The organism is Enterococcus sp. LJL99, from assembly GCF_054871725.1.
On record NZ_JBTXLT010000003.1, the window covers coordinates 156,710 to 179,705 of the forward strand.

Annotated in this window: 22 protein-coding genes and 1 pseudogene; 6 read left to right on the forward strand and 17 right to left on the reverse strand. The window is 33.9% G+C overall.

The genetic code is table 11. The features are described from left to right. Positions 1-73 precede the first annotated feature (73 nt). From ACYSNW_RS06020 to ACYSNW_RS06045, 6 genes and pseudogenes are all read right to left on the reverse strand, one after another. Positions 74-1,039: an SIS domain-containing protein gene (locus ACYSNW_RS06020; protein ID WP_461743577.1), complete on the reverse strand. Its 966-nt coding sequence runs from the start codon at positions 1,037-1,039 to the stop codon at positions 74-76. A gap of 59 nt (positions 1,040-1,098) precedes the next feature. Beyond that, a complete protein-coding gene (locus ACYSNW_RS06025) occupies positions 1,099-1,920 on the reverse strand; it encodes a PTS system mannose/fructose/sorbose family transporter subunit IID (protein WP_461743578.1) in 822 nt (273 codons plus the stop codon). An 11-nt stretch (positions 1,921-1,931) separates the two neighbouring features. Next, positions 1,932-2,705 carry a PTS mannose/fructose/sorbose/N-acetylgalactosamine transporter subunit IIC gene (locus ACYSNW_RS06030; RefSeq protein ID WP_461743579.1) on the reverse strand — a complete coding sequence of 258 codons (774 nt, stop codon included), beginning with the start codon at positions 2,703-2,705 and terminating at the stop codon, positions 1,932-1,934. Between the two features lie 16 nt (positions 2,706-2,721). Next, a complete protein-coding gene (locus ACYSNW_RS06035) occupies positions 2,722-3,198 on the reverse strand; it encodes a PTS sugar transporter subunit IIB (RefSeq protein ID WP_461743580.1) in 477 nt (158 codons plus the stop codon). Beyond that, positions 3,195-3,614 (reverse strand): PTS sugar transporter subunit IIA, encoded by a 420-nt coding sequence (locus ACYSNW_RS06040; RefSeq protein ID WP_461743581.1) that lies wholly within the window; start codon positions 3,612-3,614, stop codon positions 3,195-3,197. Before ACYSNW_RS06040 ends, ACYSNW_RS06035 begins: the two co-directional genes overlap by 4 nt. An 879-nt stretch (positions 3,615-4,493) precedes the next feature. After that, positions 4,494-4,658: pseudogene (locus ACYSNW_RS06045) on the reverse strand (integrase core domain-containing protein); the annotation flags it as partial. A gap of 26 nt (positions 4,659-4,684) precedes the next feature. Here ACYSNW_RS06045 and ACYSNW_RS06050 point away from each other — a divergent pair. Then, on the forward strand, positions 4,685-4,813 hold the full coding sequence (locus ACYSNW_RS06050) for a transposase (RefSeq protein ID WP_461743805.1): 129 nt from the start codon (positions 4,685-4,687) through the stop codon (positions 4,811-4,813). Between the two features lie 565 nt (positions 4,814-5,378). On the opposite strand, the gene ACYSNW_RS06055 is transcribed toward ACYSNW_RS06050, so the two are convergent. Both ACYSNW_RS06055 and ACYSNW_RS06060 read right to left on the reverse strand, forming a co-directional pair. Continuing rightward, entirely contained in the window at positions 5,379-6,257 is an 879-nt protein-coding gene (locus ACYSNW_RS06055; protein WP_461743806.1) for a transposase, read from the reverse strand. Positions 6,258-6,314: 57 nt separating this feature from the next. After that, a complete protein-coding gene (locus ACYSNW_RS06060; RefSeq protein ID WP_461743583.1) occupies positions 6,315-6,638 on the reverse strand; it encodes a transposase in 324 nt (107 codons plus the stop codon). Positions 6,639-6,848: 210 nt separating this feature from the next. Between ACYSNW_RS06060 and ACYSNW_RS06065 the strand changes: the two genes are divergently transcribed. Then, positions 6,849-7,064 (forward strand): hypothetical protein, encoded by a 216-nt coding sequence (locus ACYSNW_RS06065; RefSeq protein WP_461743584.1) that lies wholly within the window; start codon positions 6,849-6,851, stop codon positions 7,062-7,064. Between the two features lie 147 nt (positions 7,065-7,211). Here the strand turns inward: ACYSNW_RS06065 and ACYSNW_RS06070 are convergent, their stop codons facing one another. The 9 genes from ACYSNW_RS06070 to ACYSNW_RS06110 form a co-directional block, all read right to left on the reverse strand. Beyond that, the gene (locus ACYSNW_RS06070; protein ID WP_461743585.1) at positions 7,212-8,108 is read right to left on the reverse strand and encodes an ROK family protein; all 897 of its coding nucleotides are present in this window, start codon (positions 8,106-8,108) and stop codon (positions 7,212-7,214) included. 24 nt (positions 8,109-8,132) lie between these two features. After that, complete coding sequence (locus tag ACYSNW_RS06075; protein WP_461743586.1) at positions 8,133-9,002, reverse strand: alpha/beta hydrolase; 870 nt, start codon at positions 9,000-9,002, stop codon at positions 8,133-8,135. 12 nt (positions 9,003-9,014) lie between these two features. Next, positions 9,015-10,196, reverse strand: a complete 1,182-nt coding sequence (locus tag ACYSNW_RS06080) for an MFS transporter (protein WP_461743587.1) — start codon at positions 10,194-10,196, stop codon at positions 9,015-9,017. 85 nt (positions 10,197-10,281) lie between these two features. Next, positions 10,282-11,151, reverse strand: a complete 870-nt coding sequence (locus ACYSNW_RS06085; protein ID WP_461743588.1) for an AraC family transcriptional regulator — start codon at positions 11,149-11,151, stop codon at positions 10,282-10,284. Positions 11,152-11,557: 406 nt separating this feature from the next. After that, positions 11,558-12,277, reverse strand: a complete 720-nt coding sequence (locus tag ACYSNW_RS06090) for a MurR/RpiR family transcriptional regulator (protein WP_461743589.1) — start codon at positions 12,275-12,277, stop codon at positions 11,558-11,560. A gap of 306 nt (positions 12,278-12,583) precedes the next feature. Next, complete coding sequence (locus ACYSNW_RS06095; protein ID WP_461743590.1) at positions 12,584-13,972, reverse strand: gluconokinase; 1,389 nt, start codon at positions 13,970-13,972, stop codon at positions 12,584-12,586. Next, entirely contained in the window at positions 13,962-14,870 is a 909-nt protein-coding gene (gnd, locus tag ACYSNW_RS06100) for a phosphogluconate dehydrogenase (NAD(+)-dependent, decarboxylating) (RefSeq protein ID WP_461743591.1), read from the reverse strand. The genes ACYSNW_RS06095 and gnd overlap by 11 nt, the downstream gene beginning before the upstream one ends. Positions 14,871-14,891: 21 nt before the next feature. Further along, complete coding sequence (locus tag ACYSNW_RS06105) at positions 14,892-16,232, reverse strand: 6-phospho-alpha-glucosidase (protein WP_461743592.1); 1,341 nt, start codon at positions 16,230-16,232, stop codon at positions 14,892-14,894. Further along, positions 16,225-17,811 carry a PTS transporter subunit EIIC gene (locus tag ACYSNW_RS06110; RefSeq protein WP_461743594.1) on the reverse strand — a complete coding sequence of 529 codons (1,587 nt, stop codon included), beginning with the start codon at positions 17,809-17,811 and terminating at the stop codon, positions 16,225-16,227. The genes ACYSNW_RS06105 and ACYSNW_RS06110 overlap by 8 nt, the downstream gene beginning before the upstream one ends. A gap of 847 nt (positions 17,812-18,658) precedes the next feature. Here ACYSNW_RS06110 and ACYSNW_RS06115 point away from each other — a divergent pair. From ACYSNW_RS06115 to ACYSNW_RS06130, 4 genes are read left to right on the forward strand one after another with little or no spacing between them, the layout of a single operon-like run. After that, on the forward strand, positions 18,659-20,692 hold the full coding sequence (locus tag ACYSNW_RS06115; RefSeq protein ID WP_461743595.1) for a BglG family transcription antiterminator: 2,034 nt from the start codon (positions 18,659-18,661) through the stop codon (positions 20,690-20,692). A gap of 1 nt (position 20,693) precedes the next feature. Further along, complete coding sequence (locus tag ACYSNW_RS06120) at positions 20,694-20,963, forward strand: PTS sugar transporter subunit IIB (protein ID WP_461743597.1); 270 nt, start codon at positions 20,694-20,696, stop codon at positions 20,961-20,963. A gap of 26 nt (positions 20,964-20,989) precedes the next feature. Further along, on the forward strand, positions 20,990-22,270 hold the full coding sequence (locus ACYSNW_RS06125) for a PTS ascorbate transporter subunit IIC (RefSeq protein WP_461743598.1): 1,281 nt from the start codon (positions 20,990-20,992) through the stop codon (positions 22,268-22,270). Next, the gene (locus ACYSNW_RS06130; RefSeq protein WP_461743599.1) at positions 22,270-22,971 is read left to right on the forward strand and encodes a tryptophan synthase subunit alpha; all 702 of its coding nucleotides are present in this window, start codon (positions 22,270-22,272) and stop codon (positions 22,969-22,971) included. Before ACYSNW_RS06125 ends, ACYSNW_RS06130 begins: the two co-directional genes overlap by 1 nt. The last annotated feature ends 25 nt before the right edge of the window (positions 22,972-22,996 follow it).

Genomic DNA, 22,996 nt, shown 5'->3' on the forward strand with positions numbered 1-22,996 from the left:
AAATGACTACTGGGAAAAATCAGTAGATTCTCCCCAGTAGTATAAATTATCGGTTTAGTAAATTTAAAAACGGTTAGTATTCTAATTTCCACATATAACGACGCTTGGTAAGTGGGTGTTCTCTAGCAATGGATAATTCCTCTGCATAAACTCGGAAAACAGCTGTGATAACCATTGGATTAAAGTAATCAATAACGGTATTTTTGATGACAGAAGACAAACCATAATCAAGAGCATCAACAACTGTTGTCTTAGCATCAAAGCGGTCTAGGAAGGTTAAAGCTCTCGCATCAATTGAGCGCGTACTACCATCATTCATTAAAAGAATGAACGGAACATCTTTATCAACAATTTCAAACGGCCCATGGAAAAATTCTCCAGAATGGAAAGTTCCAGAATTGATCCACTGCATTTCCATCATTAAGCAAATAGATGTTGAGTAAGCTACTTCATGAGTTGCACCACTACTCATCACATAAATAACAGAGTCATCTTTATACGCCTCAGCGAATTGCTTCGCTTGTTTTCTAGCAGATTCTGCAGATTCTTGAGATAAATCATATATTTTGCTGAAACCATCTACCATATCTTCATAGTGGTCATAGCCTTCTGTTTGGTTTAAAACTTCCATAGCTAATTGTAAGGCATAACCAGTTTTTTCAAGTTTAGCAGCATAGTTTTCGGCAAAACGGTGATAAATAATGTAATCTGCATCTTTTGTTAGAGGTGAGTCAACGCTACGAGTTAAGCTGACCACTGTCGCACCTTTACTTTTAGCAACAGCATTTGCTTCAACTGTTTCTGGTGTAGTTCCACCTAATGAAGCTGAGATAACTAGCGTTTCTTCATTGATTGAAACAGGTGTTGCAAAATTAAACTCATTTGCTGTAAAATGGCTAATTTGTAGAGTTTTAGCATTTTGATCTAAAAAGTATTTTGCTGGATAAAGATCTGCTTTCGATGCACCGCAACCAACAAAAACAACTTTCTTAATAGCACCTTTTTTTAAAATATCTTTGATAATTTCTTTTGGATTCATGTGAGAATCCCTCCTTAACTTTTTTTATAATAAATAGCCATTTGACTATTATTGATGATTTATGCAAGAATGCCTAGGAAGCTTAGCAAAATCCCACCTAAGATACAGATTGCTAGCATTAAGCCAGTATTTACTTTTTTCTTCAATAACCAATACATAAAGAATGTCAAACCTAGCGGAATAATTTGCGGTATGATATTATTTAAAACGTCTTGTAAAACAAAAGATTCGCCATATTTTAGAGGTGTAGTGACACCAATCATACTAGCAATCATTGAACCAATAACCATGAGACCAACAATTGAACAAACATACATGACTTTATCCATTAAACCTTCTTGATAAAGTTTAGTTAAGTATTTATTTCCCATCGTATAACCAAGTTTCCCACCATAATAAGTGACTAAGTAAGAGGGAACAAAAGAAATCAACATTGCTAAAATTGGGCCTAAAATACTGCCTTGTTGTGCTAAATTAATCCCTAACCCAAAAGCTAAAATTCGAATAGTACCTTGGAAAAATGAATCTCCTACACCTGATAATGGACCCATTAAGGAGGTTTTCATTGCATTAACAGTTTCAATATTAAAATTTTCCTGATCATTGTAATACTGTTCTTCCATTGAAGCAGTCAATCCCAAAGCAAAAGCACTGGTTTGTGGGGTACAATTGTAATAAGCCATATGACGCTCATAAGCTTCTTTTTTTCCAGCTTCATCACCTTCTTTGGTATATAATTTATCTATTATTGGTGCAATGCCATACATAAAGCCCATATTCATTTGACGCTCATAGTTCCAAGAAGCTTGGATTGCCCAAGAACGCCACAAGAATTGACGATATTTCCATTTATTTGGATCTTTTTCCTTTGATTTTTTCATTTAAATTCCTCCTATAAGTCATCTAAAGGATCAACATCTTGTCTATTTCCGCCACTGTTACCATATTTTACTTGGACCATTACAAAAGCTAAAATTCCTGCAAATAAAGCAATCCCAATGATACTCAACCCTGAATAGGCAGTAATCAAGAAGCCTAGTAATAAAAATGGTAGCATTTTGTTAGAAAGCATAGTATTTAAGAGTAAAGCAAATCCGTAAGCAGGTAAAATTTTACTTGCTAAACCGAGACCACTTGTCAACCATTCAGGAATTGAATTCACGATTCCTGAAACTAAATCCGTTCCAAAATAAATAGCTAAGAAAATTGGCACAAAATACATTAAGGCATACAAACTTGTCCCATAAACAATATGTACCCTTCGAGCCTCAGCGAATTTTCCCTTTTCAATCATATTATCCGCATAGTGAGTAAGATTTGATAAGATAGTTCGCATTAAAATACCTAACATCTGACCTAATACTGAAATTGGTACTGCAATTGTTAGGGCGGCTTCAATGTTAGCACCTGATAAAATAGCATAAGCAGTAGCAATGATAGATGCCATATTCATGTCTGGTGGAGCGGCCGCACCAATATTAACTAATCCTAATGAAATTAATTCCAGAGAGGCTCCGACAAGTAACCCCTTCTCAAGATCGCCTAATACTAACCCAACAAGTGTACTAACAATTAATGGACGTTCAAAGTTCATACGACCCAATAAGCGTGAGTCTAAGATACAAGCAACACCAATTAAACCTAAAATAATGGATTGAAAAAGCATTTTTTAACCTCCTTTTTTACGATAATTGTGAAGAAAGATTTTCTTTTTTTGAAGTTGGAACCTGTTGCATAAATAAGTGAAGACCTTTAGAAATTAATTCTTTTGAGGCCAGAATTTCTTCCTCATTTAAATAAATGGCATTACTAAACTGTGTTGATCCCTCCTTTTTAGTAATTACGCCATAATTTATTTCTTGTAAAACACCTGGAACTTTTTCTACGAAACGATTGGCTTCCATTGGATTACCAAATACCATCATAATATTATCTGTTAATTGCTGAATTTTAGGCATTTTACTAACAACTTCATCTACTGAAAAAATATTTAGGATAATACCATTTGGTTTTGAAAGAGTTAGTGACATTTTTTTAAATTCATCACTAGCAGCCTCATCGCTAATGACAATAATTCGCGTAATATTCAATGCCTTACTCCAAGAAAAAACGACTTGTCCATGTAATAATCGATAGTCAATTCGTGCTAATTTAATCATAAATCATCCTCCTCCATTACAGTTTGCGTGATTAAAGCTGAACAATTAACAATTCCTTGTCGACTTTCAGATAAAATTAAATCAAGTTCTTCTACTGATATCTTCGTAGTTTTTGTTGCTAGGCTGATGATGAGTGGTAAATTCATTCCAGAAAGAACGGTGATTTCTGGGAATTCATTCGTTAATTGCATCGCTTCTGTGTTTACGCTTCCACCTAAGATATCCGTTACAATATAAATCTTATTGTTTAAATAGTGATGCTTGACTGTTTGAATTAAGCTTTCTTTAATTGGTAAATCTTGTTCACCATATGCAGAAAATGCAATGATATTATCATTTTCTCCAATAATTACTGAAGCAGTTTGTTTCATACCGAGTGCTAACTCTCCGTGGCTTGCAAGTATAATTGTATTCATTGTATTCCTCCTCACTGTGCTCATTTTACTAATAGCAATTTTCGTGCCAAAAAAGTGTTTTTCATTACTGCTCACTTTTTACGACCAATTATATGAAATTTCAACAGTCTATTTACGTATGCGAGGGAGTGTTGGTGAAAGTGTTGTTTTTTTACAGTAACAGATACGTATGCTCTCTAAAGCGCAAATAAAAGAAATGATTCAGCAATACGATATTGAGACAGTGGATGATATAAAAGACGCAGTTAGAACTATGATTGGTGTAACAATCGAAGAAATTATGAAAGCTGAACTGAACAGACATTTTAGGATAAGATAAACATTCAAAAGAAAGTAAATTCACGAAAACTAGACGAAATGAATCAAGTTCTAAGAAGCTGTTTAAGAGAAGTGAAAAAAAGCAAGTACCATCATTTGTGTACTACGTTTACAAGAGCGTTCACAATTTTTCCAAAATCTACTAAAGTTATCCAATCAAGCAGAAGCGCACTCGACTACTTATCGCAGAGGAAGTACCTTGAGTATATGAGACTCTGATTGTTTACCTACTTGAACTGTTGCCCTAATCGCAGTCAAAACATTCTCTTGAAATGGTTACCTAGATGCCACAGTCACAAAGCAGATTTTTTCATGAGGAAAATCAAGCTTTTTCAGTAGTTCTATTCCCCCACTTTATCACTGATATTAAACTAAACAACCGTTAGGGAGACCAACTGTATCTATTGCTATATGGCGCTTTATTCCTCCTATAGAATGGATTTGAGTTAATATCTTAGACACACTTTAGTAGGAACGGTTATGTCATTTTTTCTTTTGCCAACTCTTCGCGTTAGATAGTGAGTAAAGCTATGGATTCGATTCCGGTTATAAAACTCTTCATCCTTCAATATAGCTATATAGCGCTCTATTTGCTTCTTCAAAATCTGAGTAACCAGTCGTGTAGCCTTCTTCCGTTTTCAATGAAACATGGAAAGATTCGATTCCTCTATTATCATAAGGCGTTCCTTTTCTACTATAGGAGTACCTTATTTTGTGGGTTTCAAGCTATTATCCCACTTCTCTTTCTGTGGATTGGTTGCCAATGGCGGATGCTTCCAAGTGATTTTCCACCCCACAAAATCGTTTGGTCTTTTTATAAGGGTGTGCGCAAAAAAGGGATTTGGGAAGAGGTTATTATGGAACTCGTTGAAAATGATTGAATTTCTCAAGGGGGAATTGAGAACTAAGTTTTGGGATTTGTTGATTCTCAGAGTAGAGCGTAAAGACGATTTATTCTTCGGAAAATAGCAGAAAAAAGGAAGAGGGAGAAAAAGGAATATTATTACGGATACACTTGGAAATATTCTTCCATGTAAAAACATACCCTGAAAATTGGTAGAATACTACCATAGAGAAATTGTCTTTGAGGAATATTTGAACCAACATCCTTGCTTACAAGGTATTTCCGTTGATTCTCGATATCGTGGAACTACAGTCACATAAGCGACTTAGATACTTAATAAAATCATCGGTGTAGTAGTTAAAGGAGCTAGTTTGTGGATTGTTTTACCCATTAGCTGGGTTATTGAACGTTCTTTCTATGGATTAACAATTGTCGAAGATGATCCAAAGACTATGAATTAAGTATTGCTTCAGCAGAAAACTTTATTCGCCTTGCCCTTATATTGGTTATTATTATACTAATTTAGTTGAGTCAATTTCATAATTCACTTTTAAAAAAAGTAATCACTCGTCCAATTTCAAAAATGACTGTTTTTTTTGACTTTAGGCGACTAATTCTTTTTCTCTATGTTTTTTGTTCAATCGTTGATTTGCGTATGTTTTCAAATTATAAGTTAGCTGAATAAGCCGTTGTTCTGCGACAACTTGCTCGGCTTTGTAATAAGTTGTGTCATTCAATTGATAACTTCTTTTCAAATAGCTATTGACTCGTTCGACTGCTGTTCGTTCTGCATAAATTTTTTTCCAACTCTTGGTACCGCGCGCAGGATGAGAATAGTTTCTTACATTTGTTGTTTGCTTTATTTTCATCACTTTTTGGCAAAGCCCTTCATTTTTTAGGGGACAGCCCCGACAGTGCTGTTCTGGTCGGACAAATTTTAACGCACCGTATCGAAAATCAAAGCTATCATAAGAATAACTATGTTCAAGCAAACAAGTTGGTGTAAAGTAGCGATCAACTTCTCCGTTATTTTTCTTTGCTTTCTTTAAATCAATAATCGGTTCAAACGTGCAGGCGTGTGCTTCTTCATAAATCGCTTTTGCATCATAGCCTTTGTCCATTAGGACAAACGTTTGTTGAATGTTCAGTTCGCTCAGGTTTCTAAGTAATGGAATGGCTATACTCATATCTGAAACAAACGCAGAGGTCGTAACGGCACTAACTAAGTAATGCGTCTTCGTTGTTACTGCATAATGACCTTTATAACTAAACCAATAATTATTTTTTCCTTGACTATTTTTCTTCACGCCCCAAGAAGGATAGTGAGGTATGACTGTGTTTAGTTCTTTTTTCGAAAGCGTTCGCTGATTTTCAACAGAAGGCAATTTAGGATTTTCTGTTTTTGTCGATTTTGAATGTGCGTTGATTGCCGTTGCATCAATGGCAATTATCTCATTAAAAATGTTAAACGATGCATCAATTTCTTGAAGTAAAAGACAATTTAAGGCTTCAAGAACTTCAGGGTGTTTCGCTAACGTTTAAGTGATACGAGAGAACGTGGCTTGTGAAGGAACTCGATCAGAATAAAGAAATCCTAAGCTTAATTTAAATTGAAGATCCTCTTTTAAGCGTTTGACAAGCGCTTTTATCGAAGGAATTCCTTCGATAAATCGAGCGACAAGCGCACAAACACAGGCTTTATAGTTGATTTCAATAGGAGGACCTACTGGGTTTTCTTTCTGAAATAACGTCAAAATAGGATAAAAATCAATTGGGGAGAAAAGTTCGGCGTAGCGATTAGGGCAATCAAGTTGTGCTAAAAAATCAATGTCAAATAATGTTGGTTGTTGTATAATAGACATAGGGAATCCCACCTTTGTTTATAGAGTTTTAGTCAACTACTAGTATAACAGATGGGGAGGTTCCCTGTTTTTGTGTCTTTTTAGCCCTTTCGTACCAAGGCATAGAATTATGAAATTGATTCAGTTAAAAAAAAATAGAGAAAATCTTTTTAAATGTGTCAAAACACAAAATTGTCTAACTCTCACATCAGTAATTTGACGTCACGCTATATGAATCAGGGGTTTGAGGCGCTTCTTTCTGACAAACGGACGAGCAACAATCGTCACCTATCACGAGCAGAAGAACCCGTATTTTTAGCACGATTTCTTGAAAGAGCTGATGAAGAACAAATCATAACGATTACTCAGGTGCATCAGGTCTATCAAGAAAAAATGTGGCAAAATAATCAAAAAATCCTTATGAATACTTTTTTGAATTGTTCATGATTCTAAATAATAGTTAAACGCTAGTCTTTTCCTTTATTGCTCTAATACAACAGATTTACGAACTAATTTTGACGATGTTTTTCTCGTTAAGATATAGAAGTAGCTATACATAAGATCCATACCAACTATTTGTATTTGTACTGATTCCTACTCCTGCAAATCCAGCAACAACTGATAGAGTGCCCCCAGCAAATTGGCTGAATTTCTAAATTCACATGCATCAATTTGTACTGCTTCCATTGTTTGACCTAGCAGTGGTTCTTGCTGACGAATTTTTTCATATTGTTGATTAATCATTCGTATTAAGGCGTCTTGCGCGCTAATCCCACCTCCAATGACCACTTTTTCTAAATCTAGAATCGCTTGTAAATTCGAAATCAATTGAGCAATATTTGAAGAATATTGTTCAAATAAACTTATTAATTCTTGTGAAGTATTGGATTCAATGCTTGCAAAGACAGAATGATAATCCTCTTTGGGTACACCTATCAAAGCTGCCGCTTCTCGAATAAATCGAACGGCTGAACCCGAGTACCCCAATAATTGCGTAGGCGCAGCCTCAGAATGATTTTGAATGATGAAACTTAACTCCCCTGCTTGAAAATGAGGGCCGTTATAGAGCCGATTATCTAAAATCAATCCACCTCCGACGCCAGTGCCAAGCACAATTGCTGCACCATTCTTGATACCTTTCAAATTGCCGATCCACCATTCAGAAAGTGCAGCTGCTTTTCCATCATTAATAAGAGAAAATGGTAGAGAAGTATACTGGGATAACCATTTTTTCATTTGAAAGTCATATAGAAATTTTAACGCACCTCCCGTATGTATGTGGCCCATTTTTGTATCTACACGCCCAGGACAACTTACACCAATTCCTTTAATAGACGATTCATACTTCTGTACTTCAAAAAGCAAAAGATTTTGAAATTCAACCAATGAATCAGGCGTTTTCCTTTTCCATTGCTCTAGGAAGTTCCCTGAATGGTCAATCAATCCAAATTTTGTAAATGTACCGCCAATATCTACACTTAAATAATTCATCCGTCTGCCTCCAAAAAGTAAATACTAAAGAAATTTTCTAAAAAAATCTAAGGTTTCCTCATTGCATTGTTTGCCAATAGGATTTCGTTGATCCAAATGAAAAACATGATGTAACTCTTCTCCATCTGGATTTGCGTAAAGATGGAATTCTGACTCTACTCCCTTCGATCGGAGAATATCGACTAAAGGCTCGCCGACATCTTTTAAAAAATCATGGGTAGCTGTCGTGATAAAGGTTGGAGGAAAATCACTGGTAATAAACGATTCCACTGGAAATTGCTTCGCAGTTTGTTCCGGAATTATTTCACCAAAGTAAAATGGAAAATCCTGATTGATTGCACCAGTTTGTCCAATAAAGTAAGCGCCACAGTTTAGAGCTACAGCTTTAAAGTGAACGTCAGCTACAGTAAAATCCATCAAGTTGGCATAGTCAGGGTTAGTAGTAAGTGTTGAATATTGCTCTGCTAATTGTCCTCCAGCACTATCTCCCACTAAAAATAAGCGTTCAATATCCACATAATACTCTTTTCCATGAACCAGTAACCAATTCATCAAAGCATTGGTATCTTCTAATGGCGCAGGATATTTATGGTTAGGAGCAAGTCTATAGTTAAAATTCACAACAGTAAATCCTTGGCTTGCTAAATACATGGTATAAAAACGATAAAGTTCCTTATCTCCGTAAAAGAAACCTCCACCGTGAATGTTGACAATTGTTGGCAAACAAGTCGTTGTTCCAACTGGATAGTAGATGTCAAATTTATTTTCAATCCCGTGAGGTCCATAAGTTAAATCCTTGATTGCTGTAATCGTATCAGGTTCAGTTAATCCTGCATCTCTTTTTTTATCGCCTTCACTCATTTGTACCCGCATTGTTGGAATATCTATTTTCATCTGTTTTTCCTCCTAATTATTTACTACTATTTTCTTTTTAAAAATAAGCTTGGTACTCATGATAAGTGACATACATAAAAATCCAAGGGCGGCCATAAGTAAGCTAAACTCTGCTGATGTGTTACCAAATATCTTCCCTAAAGTATTTAAAAGAACAGGAGAGAAGAAAACGCCAATATTTGTTGCAATAATCAAACAGGTGTAAGCAAAATTTATCGAACGCTTTTCCGCAACAAGTGCTGTCCAAGTATAAATAAATGGAACAGCTAATCCAAAACCAACTCCCGAAAAACCAACACCGATCAACAAGATAGATAAGCTACTTGATTGGCTCACAATAAAGAAACCAATGGCTGAAATAAACAGACCTATGGGCAAAACTTTTTGCTTTAGTAACTGATGAATTTTTCCATAGAACATCCCAATTGGAATCCCTACAAGTGTACTCAATCCAGTAATGATAGATACACTACTTGCATTACCAATATTGTTATTGATGATAAATTCAGGAAGCTTTATAACTGATGCCATAAAAAAGGAAAATAGGAAAAAAATTAAAATAGAGAGTCCAACCACTGGAAGGTTGACTGAAATTTTTTCAGTTTGAGCTTCACCTGTTGTCTGTGTTTTTCGGGATTCTGGAATTTGTACAAAGAACCAAAATAAGATAAGAACGGGTAAAATAATCAAATATGCCCAAAATGTTTGATGCCATCCTAAAGTAACTAAATAACTAATACAGAAGGATAGACTTGCACTTCCTAATGATCCAGCCATAGATTGAAATCCCATCATCGTGGAAAGTTCATCCCCTTCATAAAATTCCGCTAACAAACTTACAGCTAATGAGTTAAATAGACCAATCCCGATCCCAAACATAAATCTTGCGCCTAATATCAAGGAGTAACTGCTGATCAGTGCAGGTAGTAATCCACTAATCAATGAAATGACTAACCCTGCCAATACAGTATTCTTTTTGCCGATCATCCGAATACAAAAAGGACTAAGCAGCAGCGCTAAAATAATACCAAAATTAGGAATTGTCAATAATGTTTCGACTGCTGATTTTGATTGATTCGGAAAACTGTCAATCATGGAAGGCAATGCTGCAGAAATAATCGGTGCAGACATTAGTAAAGCAGAAATGGATAGCAAAGAAACTTTAAAAATTACCTGTTGTTGTTTTGTTTTCATTGTCAGAAGCCTACCTTTCTCTTATAAACTAAATTATAAATGTGAACGCTAACAAAAAAAGGTTGAAAACTGACTAATATTTTGGCTATTTATGACTTACTTGTTTTTTTCGATACTGAACCGGAGTAAGTCCATATGTTTTTTTGAACACTTGAATCAGCGATTTGTGATTTGGAAAACCACAACTATCTGAGATAGCTTGAATATTTTTTTGCGTATGAATGAGTTGCTGAAAAGCCTTTTGCAATCGAACTTCAGTAATATAATCCATTACCGACATGTCCATATATCTTTTGAATTTTCTTGAAAAGTAACTAGGTGTTAGATGAAATGCATCCGCCAACTCACTAACGCTTAATGGGCTAGTAAAATATTGTTGAATATAAATTATAACACTATCGATCCATTCCAATTCACTGGAATCCGTTTGTTGTAAATCATTTTTCGCTAATTTAACCATTGAAAAATGTTCAGATAGCTCATATAAGATTTCGTATACAAGACTAAAAATTTTGAGTTGGATGTTGTCTGTTGGATTTTCCATACAATAAAAAAGAGTTTCAAAAGCTCGCTGCATTTGTTTATAAGAATGTTTTTGCTCAATAGATTGTTCTTCTTCTAAAGGCAGATGATAAAAGCGATAGGGAAAATCGTTTATCACCTCCGTCATAAAAGAGTAAGGAATCAAAAGAGAGAGAGCCACATTGTTCTCTCCTTCTTTTGTGGTTGCAGAAATACTGTGAACTTCATTTGGATTGATAACCAAAATTGTCCCATTAACGGGAGATTGTTCTTTTCCATTGATGATAAAAGAATTGATTTTCCCTCTAAGTGTAAAACTTAATTCAAATGAGCGATGCCAATGCTTAGGTATTGTTGCGCTTGTATTCTTATGAATAATGAGCTTGAAAGGAAGCTTTTCTTTTGTTACGTCAACAATTTCATGATGAAACATATCCTTCTCTCCTTGTAGTTTAATTCATGTTGCATTGAAGACGAAAACCTTCGCTAACATGGTTTCATAAGTAAGGAAAATTAAAGATCAAGAATTTGGCGAATAAAAAACAGACTGAAAACTTCTTTTTAACAACTAAAATAGTCTATTATTTATGATACAGTTCTGCGTATCATATGAAGGTGATATCTTTAATTTATATGAATCAAATAATCTATCTCTTTTTTCAAAAGATATAACATAATCATTTCATGAAAAGTACCAAAAATAACTATTTGATTTTAGGAGTTCATTTTTTTGAATTTTGCCATAAAAAAGAATACTTTAAAATAAACTATACGAACAACTCTGTAGTTAACTAAATAACAATAGATGAGATATACTCAGCAAACCATCAAGTTGCTGTCTATTTCTTAAATTCTTCTACCATATATTCAATCAGCAGCATCAATTTACCAAAAAAACTATTATATCCTATATTTTGTGTATCTAAAGGCCTTTCATCCTCAATTTCAAATATTATTTCTGCTAAATCATTAGCACTATGATTGCCTTTTCCCGTCAATAAAACAATAGGTACTTTCGATTCTTTAAAATAAATCATTTTATCGATGACTTTAGGTGTTTCTCCTGATTTTGAAATAGTAATAAACATACTTATTACTTCTAAATTATTTAATATAATTCCTGAAGAGTCTCCTGATGTGACAAATATAATCTTAATGCCATTCACTAACATTTTTTTACATAAATATTCTGCAAGTATGCTTGAAAAGCCTGCTGCATAAACTAATATAAATTTATTTTCATCTTCTCTATAAATCGCTTTCATCTGTTGGATCAAAGGGTCAATACTACTGGTATCTAATTTATAATCAATTGTAGCTTCAGTTAATTTTGAATTTGTAGCTCGACTACTTTTTAAAAAATAAGCTAATTCCAAGTAACCAGAAAAATCTAATTTTTGCGCCAATCTGACAATTGTTGATGGAGAAGTAAATAATAATTTTGATATATCTTTTAAAGGTACACCTTCTAACTCCTCAATATGATAATAAAGATATTCTAAATTACTTAATTCATTTTTTGATAACGCTTTTCCTTTTGTTATAATTTCAATATCCATTTAAATTCTCCTTATGCAACCAATTGATTGTTTCTATCACCTTCCATTCTAACAGATTTTTACTCAATATTCTGAAACTCTTCTATAGCATACGATGATGATTACCGACTTTCAAACTAAGTACTCGATTCTAACCTTTTTATATCCAAAATTATATGATGAAAATTGAAGACGTTTCTAACGAAATAAGCAATAGACCACAAAAATTAACCAAATAATTCCCGTGATTTATTGCTGATTTATTAGAACTTACTTCTTCTACCTTAAACTCTTTTTATTTCACTCATCGAAAATGATTACTTTTACTTAATCAAAATAACACTCTTTTATTTTTTTATATTTTTCCGCCTGAATAACATTTGCAGTGATATTAATCCCCTCACGCTTATTCTTCTTGTTATCAACTTTATGAAATAAATAGTACAGACCAACTATCGGTTCATTTTTATCTGATAAAATGCAACAATTATTTAAAATATCAGCTGTCAGTTGCTGTATTTCTGTATTTCTAAATACCCCTCCACTAAGAACAATCGTTTTTTCAGGACAAATTATTTTTTTAAGCTTATAAATATTCATTAATAGTCCTTCTAAAATAGCACGAATAAGCTCTTCTCTTGTATGGGTCAATTGTAAATTTTTAAATGTTCCTGTAACACCTGGATTCCATAGTGGTGCTCTTTCTCCATTCAAATAGGGAAAAAACCTCAAACCATTTGCTCCAACATTCGTTTTATTGACACTAGTTGTTAGCTCTTTAGAATAAAATTCATTAGGATTCAACGAAATCGCATTCTTAGCCCATTCTAAAAGACACCCACCATTATTAGATGGTACTCCTATCACATATGTTCCTTCTCGTAAGTAGTAACAAAAGTATCGGCCCTGACTATCTAAAGTGATTCCATCCGAAATCTTTCTTACCGTTGCGCTTGTACCAATGGTCAAACTATTCACACAGCCCGTATTTTTATAGCTAGAAAATGCAGCTAAACAACCATCACTACCGCCTGGATAAACTGTTACATCTTTTAGAAAACCTAGTTCTTTAGCTAACTCTCGGGATAACTTAAACGGATGATCATAATCAACTAAACGAGCTAATTGATTATCACTGATTTTCAAAAAAGTTAAAATATCTTTTGACCAATTTTTTTCAGCTAGAGAATATAATCCTGTTGCTGAAGCCGTTGACCGATCAATTGCCCAATTATTCGTTAATTCATACAGTAGCCACTCTTTTACCCCGTACCATTGTTGCGTGTTAGCAAATTCAGGACTATTTTTTAAGTGGAGTATTTTAGCAAATGTAGACATACTATGAATGGGTGTCCCAGTAATTTTATAAAATTGATCGGCGACTGCTGTTTTTTTAAATTGTTCTATTGTTTTATCTGCTTGACAATCTGACCATAAAAAAATTTCTTCATAACTATTGTTTACTACAGGCATCAAACTATGCATTGCAGTGCTTAATCCGATTTCTCCTATAGTTCTCTTAAATACATCAGGTATCTCTTTTAATCCAGCAATTAAATTACTTTTTAGCGATGAGGCTGTTTGGATATGTTTAGCACCATTGATCGTTGTCTGATTCAATTTTTCCGAGGAGTATATCATTTCGCCCTCTTTTACAATACCAAACTTAATCGCTGTGGTTCCTATATCTATTCCCAAAAAAAGGTCACTTCTCATGTTTGCCAGCACCTATTGCCTGATGTCCTCCAAATTGATTACGTAATAAAGCGATGATTTTTTCATTCACTTTTTCGCTATCTTCCGAAGAATATCTAGTCATTAAGGATTGAACAATCACCGGAATGGATTGATTCAGTCGCAACGCTTCTTCAACCATCCACTTCCCTTCTCCAGAGGATGGAATAATTCCAGTAAAATCATCTAAAGTTTGATCTAGTTTAAATATATTTTCAGTTAATTCCATTAACCATGAACGAATAACAGATCCGTTATTAAATACACTTGCCACATTTTCTAAATTATACTCATATGGACTATGGTACAAAAGATTGAACCCCTCACCAATCGACTGCATCATCCCGTATTCAATACCGTTATGAACCATTTTCAAATAATGTCCACTACCGGCTTCTCCACAATATAAATAGCCGTCAGAAACACATAATTTTTTAAAAAGTGGTTCTATTTCACTAAATACAGTTTGATTACCGCCAATCATCATACAGGCCCCATTTTCTGCACCAGATACCCCACCAGAAGTACCTACATCAAAAAAATGAATATTATTTTCTTGACATAATTTACCATGCTTTATACTATGATGATAATTTGAGTTACCTGCATCAATCAGAATATCGTCTTCGTTCATGACCTCTACGCATTGTTGAATCATCTGTTTTGTAATATCTCCTGCTGGAAGCATTATCCAAACAATATTTCTTTTTTCTTTGTCTATTAATTCACGTACACTTACTACTGTTTCCCCACCAATTTTAACAAAATTTTCCCTAGCTGCTACATTCGTATCATAGCCTTTTACATCAAAATGATGATTCAACAAGTTTTTCCCTATTCCTGTTCCCATTTTCCCCAAACCAATTTGTTTGATTAACATCTCATTCTCCTTAGCATCTACTCATTTCAATTCAGGCCAAAATTCTTTATTCTCTTCAATCAAATCATCTAAAAGTTCCTTAGCTACTTTTGCACTAGGAATTGTTTTTGACAAAGTTAAAGCTTGCCACATTTTTTGATAGCTTTTTTCTACATAAGCTTGTACAACTAATTTTTCTACTGTCACTTGTTGGAACATTAATGCTTGTTGAAATTCTGGTATTTTTCCTTGCGTTAACGGTTCTGGGCCATCAACACCGACAATACAAGGAACCTCCACCATTGCATCGTCTGGAAAATTAGCAATCGCACCATTATTTTCAACAATCATGATCATTCTTTCGTGTGTATTAAAGGCAATTGCTCTTGCTAAATCAACAATGAAACTAGCGTGCGCATCAATATCAAACTCAATTCCTTTTGCTGAATTTTGTTCGATTATTTTACTTGCATGATCAAATACGTGCTTTTCTCTACCATCCATTACTTCATTTGCTCTCGTGTACTCTGGACTTTCCATCATTTCTTCTAAAACATAGTCTGGATATAAATAGTATTTTAAATAGGTATTCGGTAAATATTCTGGAGAAACAGCTAAAATGTCTTTTGCTTTTTTATGCGTTTTTTGCCAACTTGGATCCGTATGTTGTGTATCTACTTCGACTTGCGTTAAATAACCGTTTTCTGATACATAGTTGATAATCGTATCAATATATTCATTCCCTTGTTTATCTTTTACACTCGTCCACCAACCAAAATGATTTAATCCAAAGTATCTCACTTCCAAATCTTGTGGCTTTTTATTAATGATTTGTGACATTCTACGTAAAGTACCCACAGGCATATCACAAATATTTAGAACTTTTGAATTTGGTCTTAATACTCTACAAGCTTCAGCGACAATGGCTGCTGGATTTGAATAATTCAACATCCATGCTTTTGGTGAATATTGTTCCATATAATCAATGATTTCCAACATCCCCGTTATACTTCTCATGCCATAAGCAATTCCACCAGGTCCACAAGTTTCTTGACCAAACACACCATGTCTTAACGGAACTTTTTCATCTTTTTCTCTCATTGCATATTTTCCAACACGAATATGTGCCATACAAAAATCAATTTCGCTAAAGGCAATTTTAGGATCATCCGTATACACAAACTTAATTTCCGGTGCTTTTTCCTTAAGTAAAATTGCTAAAGCATCTCCCAATACTCCTTGACGCTGTGAATCATTATCATATAATTTTAGTTCTTTTAGCGGAAATCGTTCCAAATTATCTAATAACATCATCACTATCCCTGGAGTAAATGTACTTCCGCCGCCTGCAATTACAATTGAAAATTTTTTCATTCTATTCATCCTCCACTATACCTAAATAGTTTTCTAGTTTTTCTCTTACACTTGGAACTTCTAATCCATAAACAACATGTACATTTTCACCATTCTTTATAACACCTTTTGCTTGTGTCTGATCTTTTAGTATTTCTTCATTAACTAAAGTTGGTTCTTTCAATTTCAATCTCAAACGTGTATAGCAATTATCTATTGATGTAATATTATCAGCTCCACCTAACGCTTCAACGATGATTGAAGAGACATCATTCAGTTCTTCTTTGGAATTCTCATTTTTCTTCGTTTGATAGTCTTTTTTTGAGTACAATTTCAGCTCTTGATTTTCCGTTTCTCTTCCTAAAGTTTTTAAATTTAACTTCGTAATCAGTAATCTGAAAATAAAATAGTATATGAAGAAAAAGGCAATCCCAACCAAAATATAAATCGGCCATCTAGTTTTCTCCATTCCAGCAGGTAAATTATACAAAATGAAATCGATAAAACCATTTGGACCTATCGCTCTTGAACCAAAAATATTCAATGCTACCATACTTAATCCACCTAATATTGAATGAACAACAAACAAAATGGGTGCAACAAACATAAATGAAAACTCGATTGGTTCTGTAACACCAGCAATAAAAGAAGTCACTGCTGCGGGAATTAAAATAGCTTTGATTCGCAACTTATTTTCTGGCCTAGCACTACGATACATAGCTAGACATGCACCAATCAAACCAAACATCTTTGGAATTCCCCGAGCATCCCAAATGACACTGTTAGAAAGAACCTTAATTGCTGGATCAGCAATTTCAGCAAAATAAATATTTCGGGCTCCTTCAAAGACTTGTCCCCCAACCTCAGCCACTCCTCCTAACGACGAATAAAGAAATGGTGTATAAACTAAGTGATGCAAACCTGTTGGAATCAATAAACGTTCTAACATTCCATATAAAAAGATGCCAAAATTACCAGAGTCTTTTATGATATTACCTAACCCATCAATTCCTTGTTGAACAACTGGCCATATATAAGAAAATAAAATTGCTAAAATAACCAAAACTGGTATCAAAACAATAAAAACAAAACGAGTACCGCCATAAACCTGAAAAGCATTGTTAAACGTTGTATCAATAAAGCGATTATGAATCAGTGCTACAACGAGACCCAAGATAATACCTAAGAAAACACCCATATCCAATATTTGAACACCTAAAACCAATGCTTGACCAGAACCTCTTAAATTCTCTGGATCTATTAATAATTCGCGTAGCTCTAAAACTTTATTCATGGCATTTATAAATACAAGATACCCTAACAAAGCAGTAAATGCAGCCTCAGCTTTTTTCTTTTTGGCTAAACCTAATGCAATCCCAACACAGAAAATAATCCCTAAATTTGTAAGTATGGGCAATAATGACGCCGTCAATATACTGCCAAAGTTTTTTGTAATAGGATTATCTAAAAACGAAAATCGTTCAATCAAATTTATATTTGTAAAAATATTCCCTATTGCGATTAAAATCCCTGCAATTGGTAATATCAAAACAGGAACAAACATTGCTTTAGAAAATTTTTGCAAACTATCCATCACTTTTTCTTTCACTTCTTCTCCTCCTCCACTTTTTCTATCTCTTATTTTACAGTTATCAAACATAAAATAAATAGAAAACGCTGACAAAGAAATCCATTTCATAAATTGAAATGGATTTCATAGACTATAACCACTCACTTTTCAATCAAATGATTGCCCTCCCAAGGTATAATATATTGGCGGATTTTATAATGAAGTTAGTCACTTTGTAAAATTCACCTATTCTTTTTGACCCCTCTTCACCAATAGATCGTATAATTACATATCTACCTGTTGCAACTAATCCTAATAAAATTTTTTGGCCCTCCAACTTTTTTTTCAATAGTTACAAAGCATTGATACAAACCTTAATTCCTCATATTTAAACCTACATATTCTATATTTTTTAACAAACAATGACTATTTTGAACAACAACTAAGATCAACATTCTTTCATTTTGAAGTTATCTAAAATAACCCTAGTAAATTAACAATATTGTCTAAAAACATCATTATTTGTGATATGGTTCCACCTACCAGAAGTGAATGAGTTTTCTACTAACTTTTCGTTATTGCTCCACCATATCACTTATTTTATTCTCAACCTAAGCTAATTTTACAAGTATGATTCTGTAAACACTCTAATTATTATAAAAAAATTATAGATAATAATTAATTCAAACGTAATTCTATTCAAAATAATATATATAAGCTAGAGTATAGTCATAGAATATGAAAACACTATTTTCGCATAAATGATATACAAAAAATGCTACCCTTTGTTTTCCCAAGTCCACTTTCATTCAGATTATTTGAAATAAAATGGCCTTGGTCTACTTACTTTAAACCATCTATACTTTATTTTGAAAGGAGGATTCCTATGGGACAAAGAATCGCACGACTATTTGATTTAATTTGTAAAGAGTCACAGTCCCACACCGTAGAAAAGCTTGCAGCTCATTTTTCAATAACTGCTCGAACTATTTATAATGATATTGATCGATTGAACGAATGGTTAATTAGATCCTCATTTGCTCCAATAACCATAGACAAAGGAACTGTGATTTATTCAACAGTACTTACGATTACGTTTGAGGATCTTGTAAAGAAAGAATTGGATTTTATTTATAGCGACCCTAAACTACGAAGGCTACGAATTACTCAGTATATTTTTTCTTGTGATGATTACTTTAGTGTTGATGATTTAAGAGAGAAATTTGATATCTCTCGAAATACACTGCTAAAAGATTTAAAGTTGATTAAAGAAGAATTGGCCTTTTATTCGATTGATTTAGAATCTAGACCTTTTCAAGGTTATAAACTTATTGGAGATGAAATGTCTATACGAACTAATTTCATGGCAGTGATTGAAGAAGATTTACTGTATTTTGATCAAGAAGTATCAGAAGAGGATCAACTTTTTTTAGCAAACGTAGAAGAATTTATTCATAATTTTTCGAAACAATTATCCCTACGTTTTAGTGACCTTTCATTTGAACGTCTACTACTTGCTTTTTGGGTTAGTTTTCGTCGAATAGCCATTCATAAAAACGTTCAATTTCCAACAATTTTAGAATCATTTAGTAAGGAAGAACAACTTCTTTTTGAATATCAAGACCTTCTAAACAGTCTTTTTAAGGAACCTTTGTCTAAAGATGAACTTCTTTATCTTGCAAAGAAAATCTCGGAAGTGTCTATCATTCATTATCAAGAAACACTAACAGAAGATTGGTTATCCTTCCATTTATTAGTAGATGAACTTGTTAAAAATATCCAAAAACATTTTTCTTCTATTGACTTGATTCATGACGAAACTTTGTATAAAGGAATACTTACTCATCTTCGCCCTGCCTATAAACGAGCAATTAGGCAAGAATGGGTAGAAAATCCATTATTTGACTACATTGTATCAAATTACCAGGAACTTCATTTTATTATAAAAAAAGAAATAGAGCATCTAGAACAAAAATTAGCCGTTCAATTCAATGATCAGGAAATCTCTTATTTTACCCTTATCTTTGCTTCATCCTTTGAGAGAAAAAAGAAGATAATCAAAAAAAAAATCAGGGCAATTATTGTTTGTGATGCAGGGATAAGTACTTCGGAAATTTTAAAAAGTAAATTAGACTACCTATTTGATTTAATAATAGTAAAAACGTTTTCCGTGCGTGAGGCAAAACAGTGGTTGTTGACTCATCAGGTTGATTTGGTTCTCACCACTGTCCCCATTATCTTAGAAAATCAACGGGTTATTCAAGTTTCTCCCTTTTTAACTTTCGAGGATAAAAGTAAATTGAGAGATGCACTTCAGCCACTGGATAAAGAAATCAATATCCAAGAATTAGTGACTATCTTCAAGCGTTACAAAACACTGACTAAATATGAAAGCGCTAATTTAAGTGAAGAATTGGCCATCTACTTCGGTCAAACAACACGTCAAAAAATAGAAGGAGAGAGATATCAACCTATGTTAAAAGAAGTATTAACAGAAGAGTTAATCCAAGTCAATTATGACGCTGCAGATAGTATTGATGCTGTTACCACTGCAGGCAATCTACTTGTCAAAAAACACTTAGCAAAAGAAAGTTATATTGAAGGAATGTTGGAGAATTTAAAAATCAACGGTACTTATATTGTTATCGCTCCTGGAATTGCCATGCCACATGCTCGACCAGAGACCGGAGCTTTAGATATTGGTTTTAGTATTCTTACGCTGGCAAATCCTGTTGTATTTGGTCATCCAAAAAATGATCCTGTTCAACTTGTTGTAGGATTATGTGCAGTTGATCATCATACACATTTAAAAGCGTTAGCTGAATTAGTCACTATTTTAGGTGATGAAGAAAAATTACAAAAAATTCTTTCTGCTAAATCTTCAGCAGAAATCATGATTATTATAAAAGGAGACGATTAGTATGTTAAAAATTGTAACTGTTTGTGGTGCTGGTGTTGGAAGTAGTATGATGATGCGTCTATTTACACAACAAATTTTAGATGCCGAAGGTATCGAAGCAACTGTTGATGCTGCTGATATTGGTTCAGTTAGTCCAGATAATTATGATATCTTAATCACTACTTCTGATTTTGCTGATGCCTTACGTCATTCAAACGCTAAAATAATTCGAATCGATAACATGATGGACAAAGACTTTTTGAAAACTGAATTATTAAAAGTCATTAACTAATTTTCTTAGAAAAGGAGAAGATATACATGGGCGTATTTTTATACTTAGTCAATAACGTCTTAAGCCAAGCTGTATTTATTATTGGAATTGTCGTAATTGTTGGAATGCTGGCTGAAAAAAAATCATGGGATCAAATTTTACCTAGTACGATTAAAACAATGATTGGTTTCACAATGATTAATGTTGGAGGCCAAACATTAGGTGTTTCTTTATTACCTTTACAACAACTTATTTCTAAAATTTTTGGAATCAAAACGATTGCCGCAGATATTGGAGCTGCACAAGCTGCTAGTTTAGCAGAAATTGGAACAGAAATGGCCTTAATCTTTGCATTTGGTTTCTTGATCAATTTACTACTAGCTCGATTTACGAAATTCAAATACGTCTATCTATCCGCACATGTTGCCTTCTTTTTTGCTGGATTGATTGCAGCGCTATTGAAATTCAACACATCGTTAACTTTCATTCCACTCATCGCAATTGGTTCAATTATGCTAGGTCTTTATATGACCTTTACTTGTGCCTATGTAGCCTTATGTATGAACGGGGTAAAGGGTGGTGAAGGCTTTACTTTAGCTCATTCTAGTTCATCTGGTATTTTAATTTCAACCATTTTAGCCAAACTTTTTGGAAATAAAGAACAAGATTTAGAAAATATGCACATTCCAAAAAAATTAAATTTTTTAAGAGAAATGACCATTGCGTTAACGATTGTGATGACGCTATTATTTCTAGTAATCACAGTTTTAGCTGGTCCTTCTTGGTCAATGGCTAACGTAACCGGTGGACAAGATGTCATTGTTTTTTCTATCTTACGTGGAGTGGAATTTGGTCTATGGATTACAGTAATTGTGACCGGTGTGCGTATGATGCTATCGGAAATCATTCCTGCTTTCCACGGAATCGCTGATAAAATTATTCCAAACTCAAAACCGGGTCTAGATGTTCCCTTGTTATTCCCTAGCTATCCTACATCTGTGATTGTTGGTTTTTTATGTAGTTTAGTCTCAGGTTTAATTGGTATGTTAATTCTTGGCGCGATAAACTATCCAGTCATTGTTTTTCCCGCATTAATTCCCACTTTCTTTACAGGTGCTGCAACAGCTATTTTTGGAAATGCGCACGGCGGACGGCGTGGAGCTGTAATCGGGTCATTGACTAACGGATTTATTTTAATTTTTGGACAAGCACTTCTACTCCCAATAGTCGGTAGCTATGCACCAATCATGCGTATTTTAAGTGAAACAGATTATGTAGTTTATGGTCCTATCCTAGGGTGGGTACTTCGACTTTTAGGAGGTATGTAATGTTACCATTAGCGTTTTATACCACAATAAATTATCCAACAAAATCTGAATTCTTTACTATTTTAGATTGTTTACAAGCACATAACGTTGGATATGTAGAAATTGGGATCCCTGTCGCAAACCCTTATTTAGATGGAGAAATCATTCAAACTTCTCACCAAGTCATACTGGATACAGGTATTGATCATGAAGAAATTGTCGCTACACTAGAAGACATACGTGAACGTTATTCGTTTAAAATTATTTTAATGACCTATTCAACGGGTGTTGATTCAATGTTACTTTGGAAGATCCCGCACCACCTTTACGATGCTCTTTTATGTGTCGACAAAGAATTACCAAGCACACAGTTCTCTGGATTCGTTCACTTGCTAGACAATCAAAAGAACGTAACAGAGCTAAAAGATAAGATCAATTCTTCGACCCCTTTTGTGTATGTAATCTCTGGGGAAGGAAAAACGGGTCAATTCCAAGCAGTTCCAACAGACTATATCCAAACGGTCCAAGATATTAATCACTATTGCACTACTCCTCCATTTGTGGGATTTGGCATCAAAACAGCTGAAGATGTGCAAACCGTTTTAAATAACGGTGCAAAAGGAGCAATCATCGGGACTGAATTTCTAAAGATCTATTTAAACCATGGAGTGAATGGAATCAATCATTATTTAGATACTTTTAAGGTTATAACATTAAAGTAAAAAAAGAAATTCATGACTAATAAAG

Excerpts from the sequence above, each read along its gene's own strand:
- ACYSNW_RS06060 (WP_461743583.1), bottom strand. The coding sequence starts at position 6,638 with ATGTCTATTATACAACAACCAACATTATTTGACATTGATTTTTTAGCA.
- gnd (WP_461743591.1), bottom strand. The coding sequence starts at position 14,870 with ATGTTAATCAAACAAATTGGTTTGGGGAAAATGGGAACAGGAATAGGG.
- ACYSNW_RS06075 (WP_461743586.1), bottom strand. The coding sequence starts at position 9,002 with ATGAAAATAGATATTCCAACAATGCGGGTACAAATGAGTGAAGGCGAT.
- ACYSNW_RS06070 (WP_461743585.1), bottom strand. The coding sequence starts at position 8,108 with ATGAATTATTTAAGTGTAGATATTGGCGGTACATTTACAAAATTTGGA.
- ACYSNW_RS06065 (WP_461743584.1), top strand. The coding sequence starts at position 6,849 with ATGAATCAGGGGTTTGAGGCGCTTCTTTCTGACAAACGGACGAGCAAC.
- ACYSNW_RS06115 (WP_461743595.1), top strand. The coding sequence starts at position 18,659 with ATGGGACAAAGAATCGCACGACTATTTGATTTAATTTGTAAAGAGTCA.
- ACYSNW_RS06085 (WP_461743588.1), bottom strand. The coding sequence starts at position 11,151 with ATGTTTCATCATGAAATTGTTGACGTAACAAAAGAAAAGCTTCCTTTC.
- ACYSNW_RS06030 (WP_461743579.1), bottom strand. The coding sequence starts at position 2,705 with ATGCTTTTTCAATCCATTATTTTAGGTTTAATTGGTGTTGCTTGTATC.
- ACYSNW_RS06025 (WP_461743578.1), bottom strand. The coding sequence starts at position 1,920 with ATGAAAAAATCAAAGGAAAAAGATCCAAATAAATGGAAATATCGTCAA.
- ACYSNW_RS06095 (WP_461743590.1), bottom strand. The coding sequence starts at position 13,972 with ATGAGAAGTGACCTTTTTTTGGGAATAGATATAGGAACCACAGCGATT.
- ACYSNW_RS06080 (WP_461743587.1), bottom strand. The coding sequence starts at position 10,196 with ATGAAAACAAAACAACAACAGGTAATTTTTAAAGTTTCTTTGCTATCC.
- ACYSNW_RS06020 (WP_461743577.1), bottom strand. The coding sequence starts at position 1,039 with ATGAATCCAAAAGAAATTATCAAAGATATTTTAAAAAAAGGTGCTATT.
- ACYSNW_RS06105 (WP_461743592.1), bottom strand. The coding sequence starts at position 16,232 with ATGAATAGAATGAAAAAATTTTCAATTGTAATTGCAGGCGGCGGAAGT.
- ACYSNW_RS06125 (WP_461743598.1), top strand. The coding sequence starts at position 20,990 with ATGGGCGTATTTTTATACTTAGTCAATAACGTCTTAAGCCAAGCTGTA.
- ACYSNW_RS06040 (WP_461743581.1), bottom strand. The coding sequence starts at position 3,614 with ATGAATACAATTATACTTGCAAGCCACGGAGAGTTAGCACTCGGTATG.
- ACYSNW_RS06130 (WP_461743599.1), top strand. The coding sequence starts at position 22,270 with ATGTTACCATTAGCGTTTTATACCACAATAAATTATCCAACAAAATCT.
- ACYSNW_RS06090 (WP_461743589.1), bottom strand. The coding sequence starts at position 12,277 with ATGGATATTGAAATTATAACAAAAGGAAAAGCGTTATCAAAAAATGAA.
- ACYSNW_RS06035 (WP_461743580.1), bottom strand. The coding sequence starts at position 3,198 with ATGATTAAATTAGCACGAATTGACTATCGATTATTACATGGACAAGTC.
- ACYSNW_RS06120 (WP_461743597.1), top strand. The coding sequence starts at position 20,694 with ATGTTAAAAATTGTAACTGTTTGTGGTGCTGGTGTTGGAAGTAGTATG.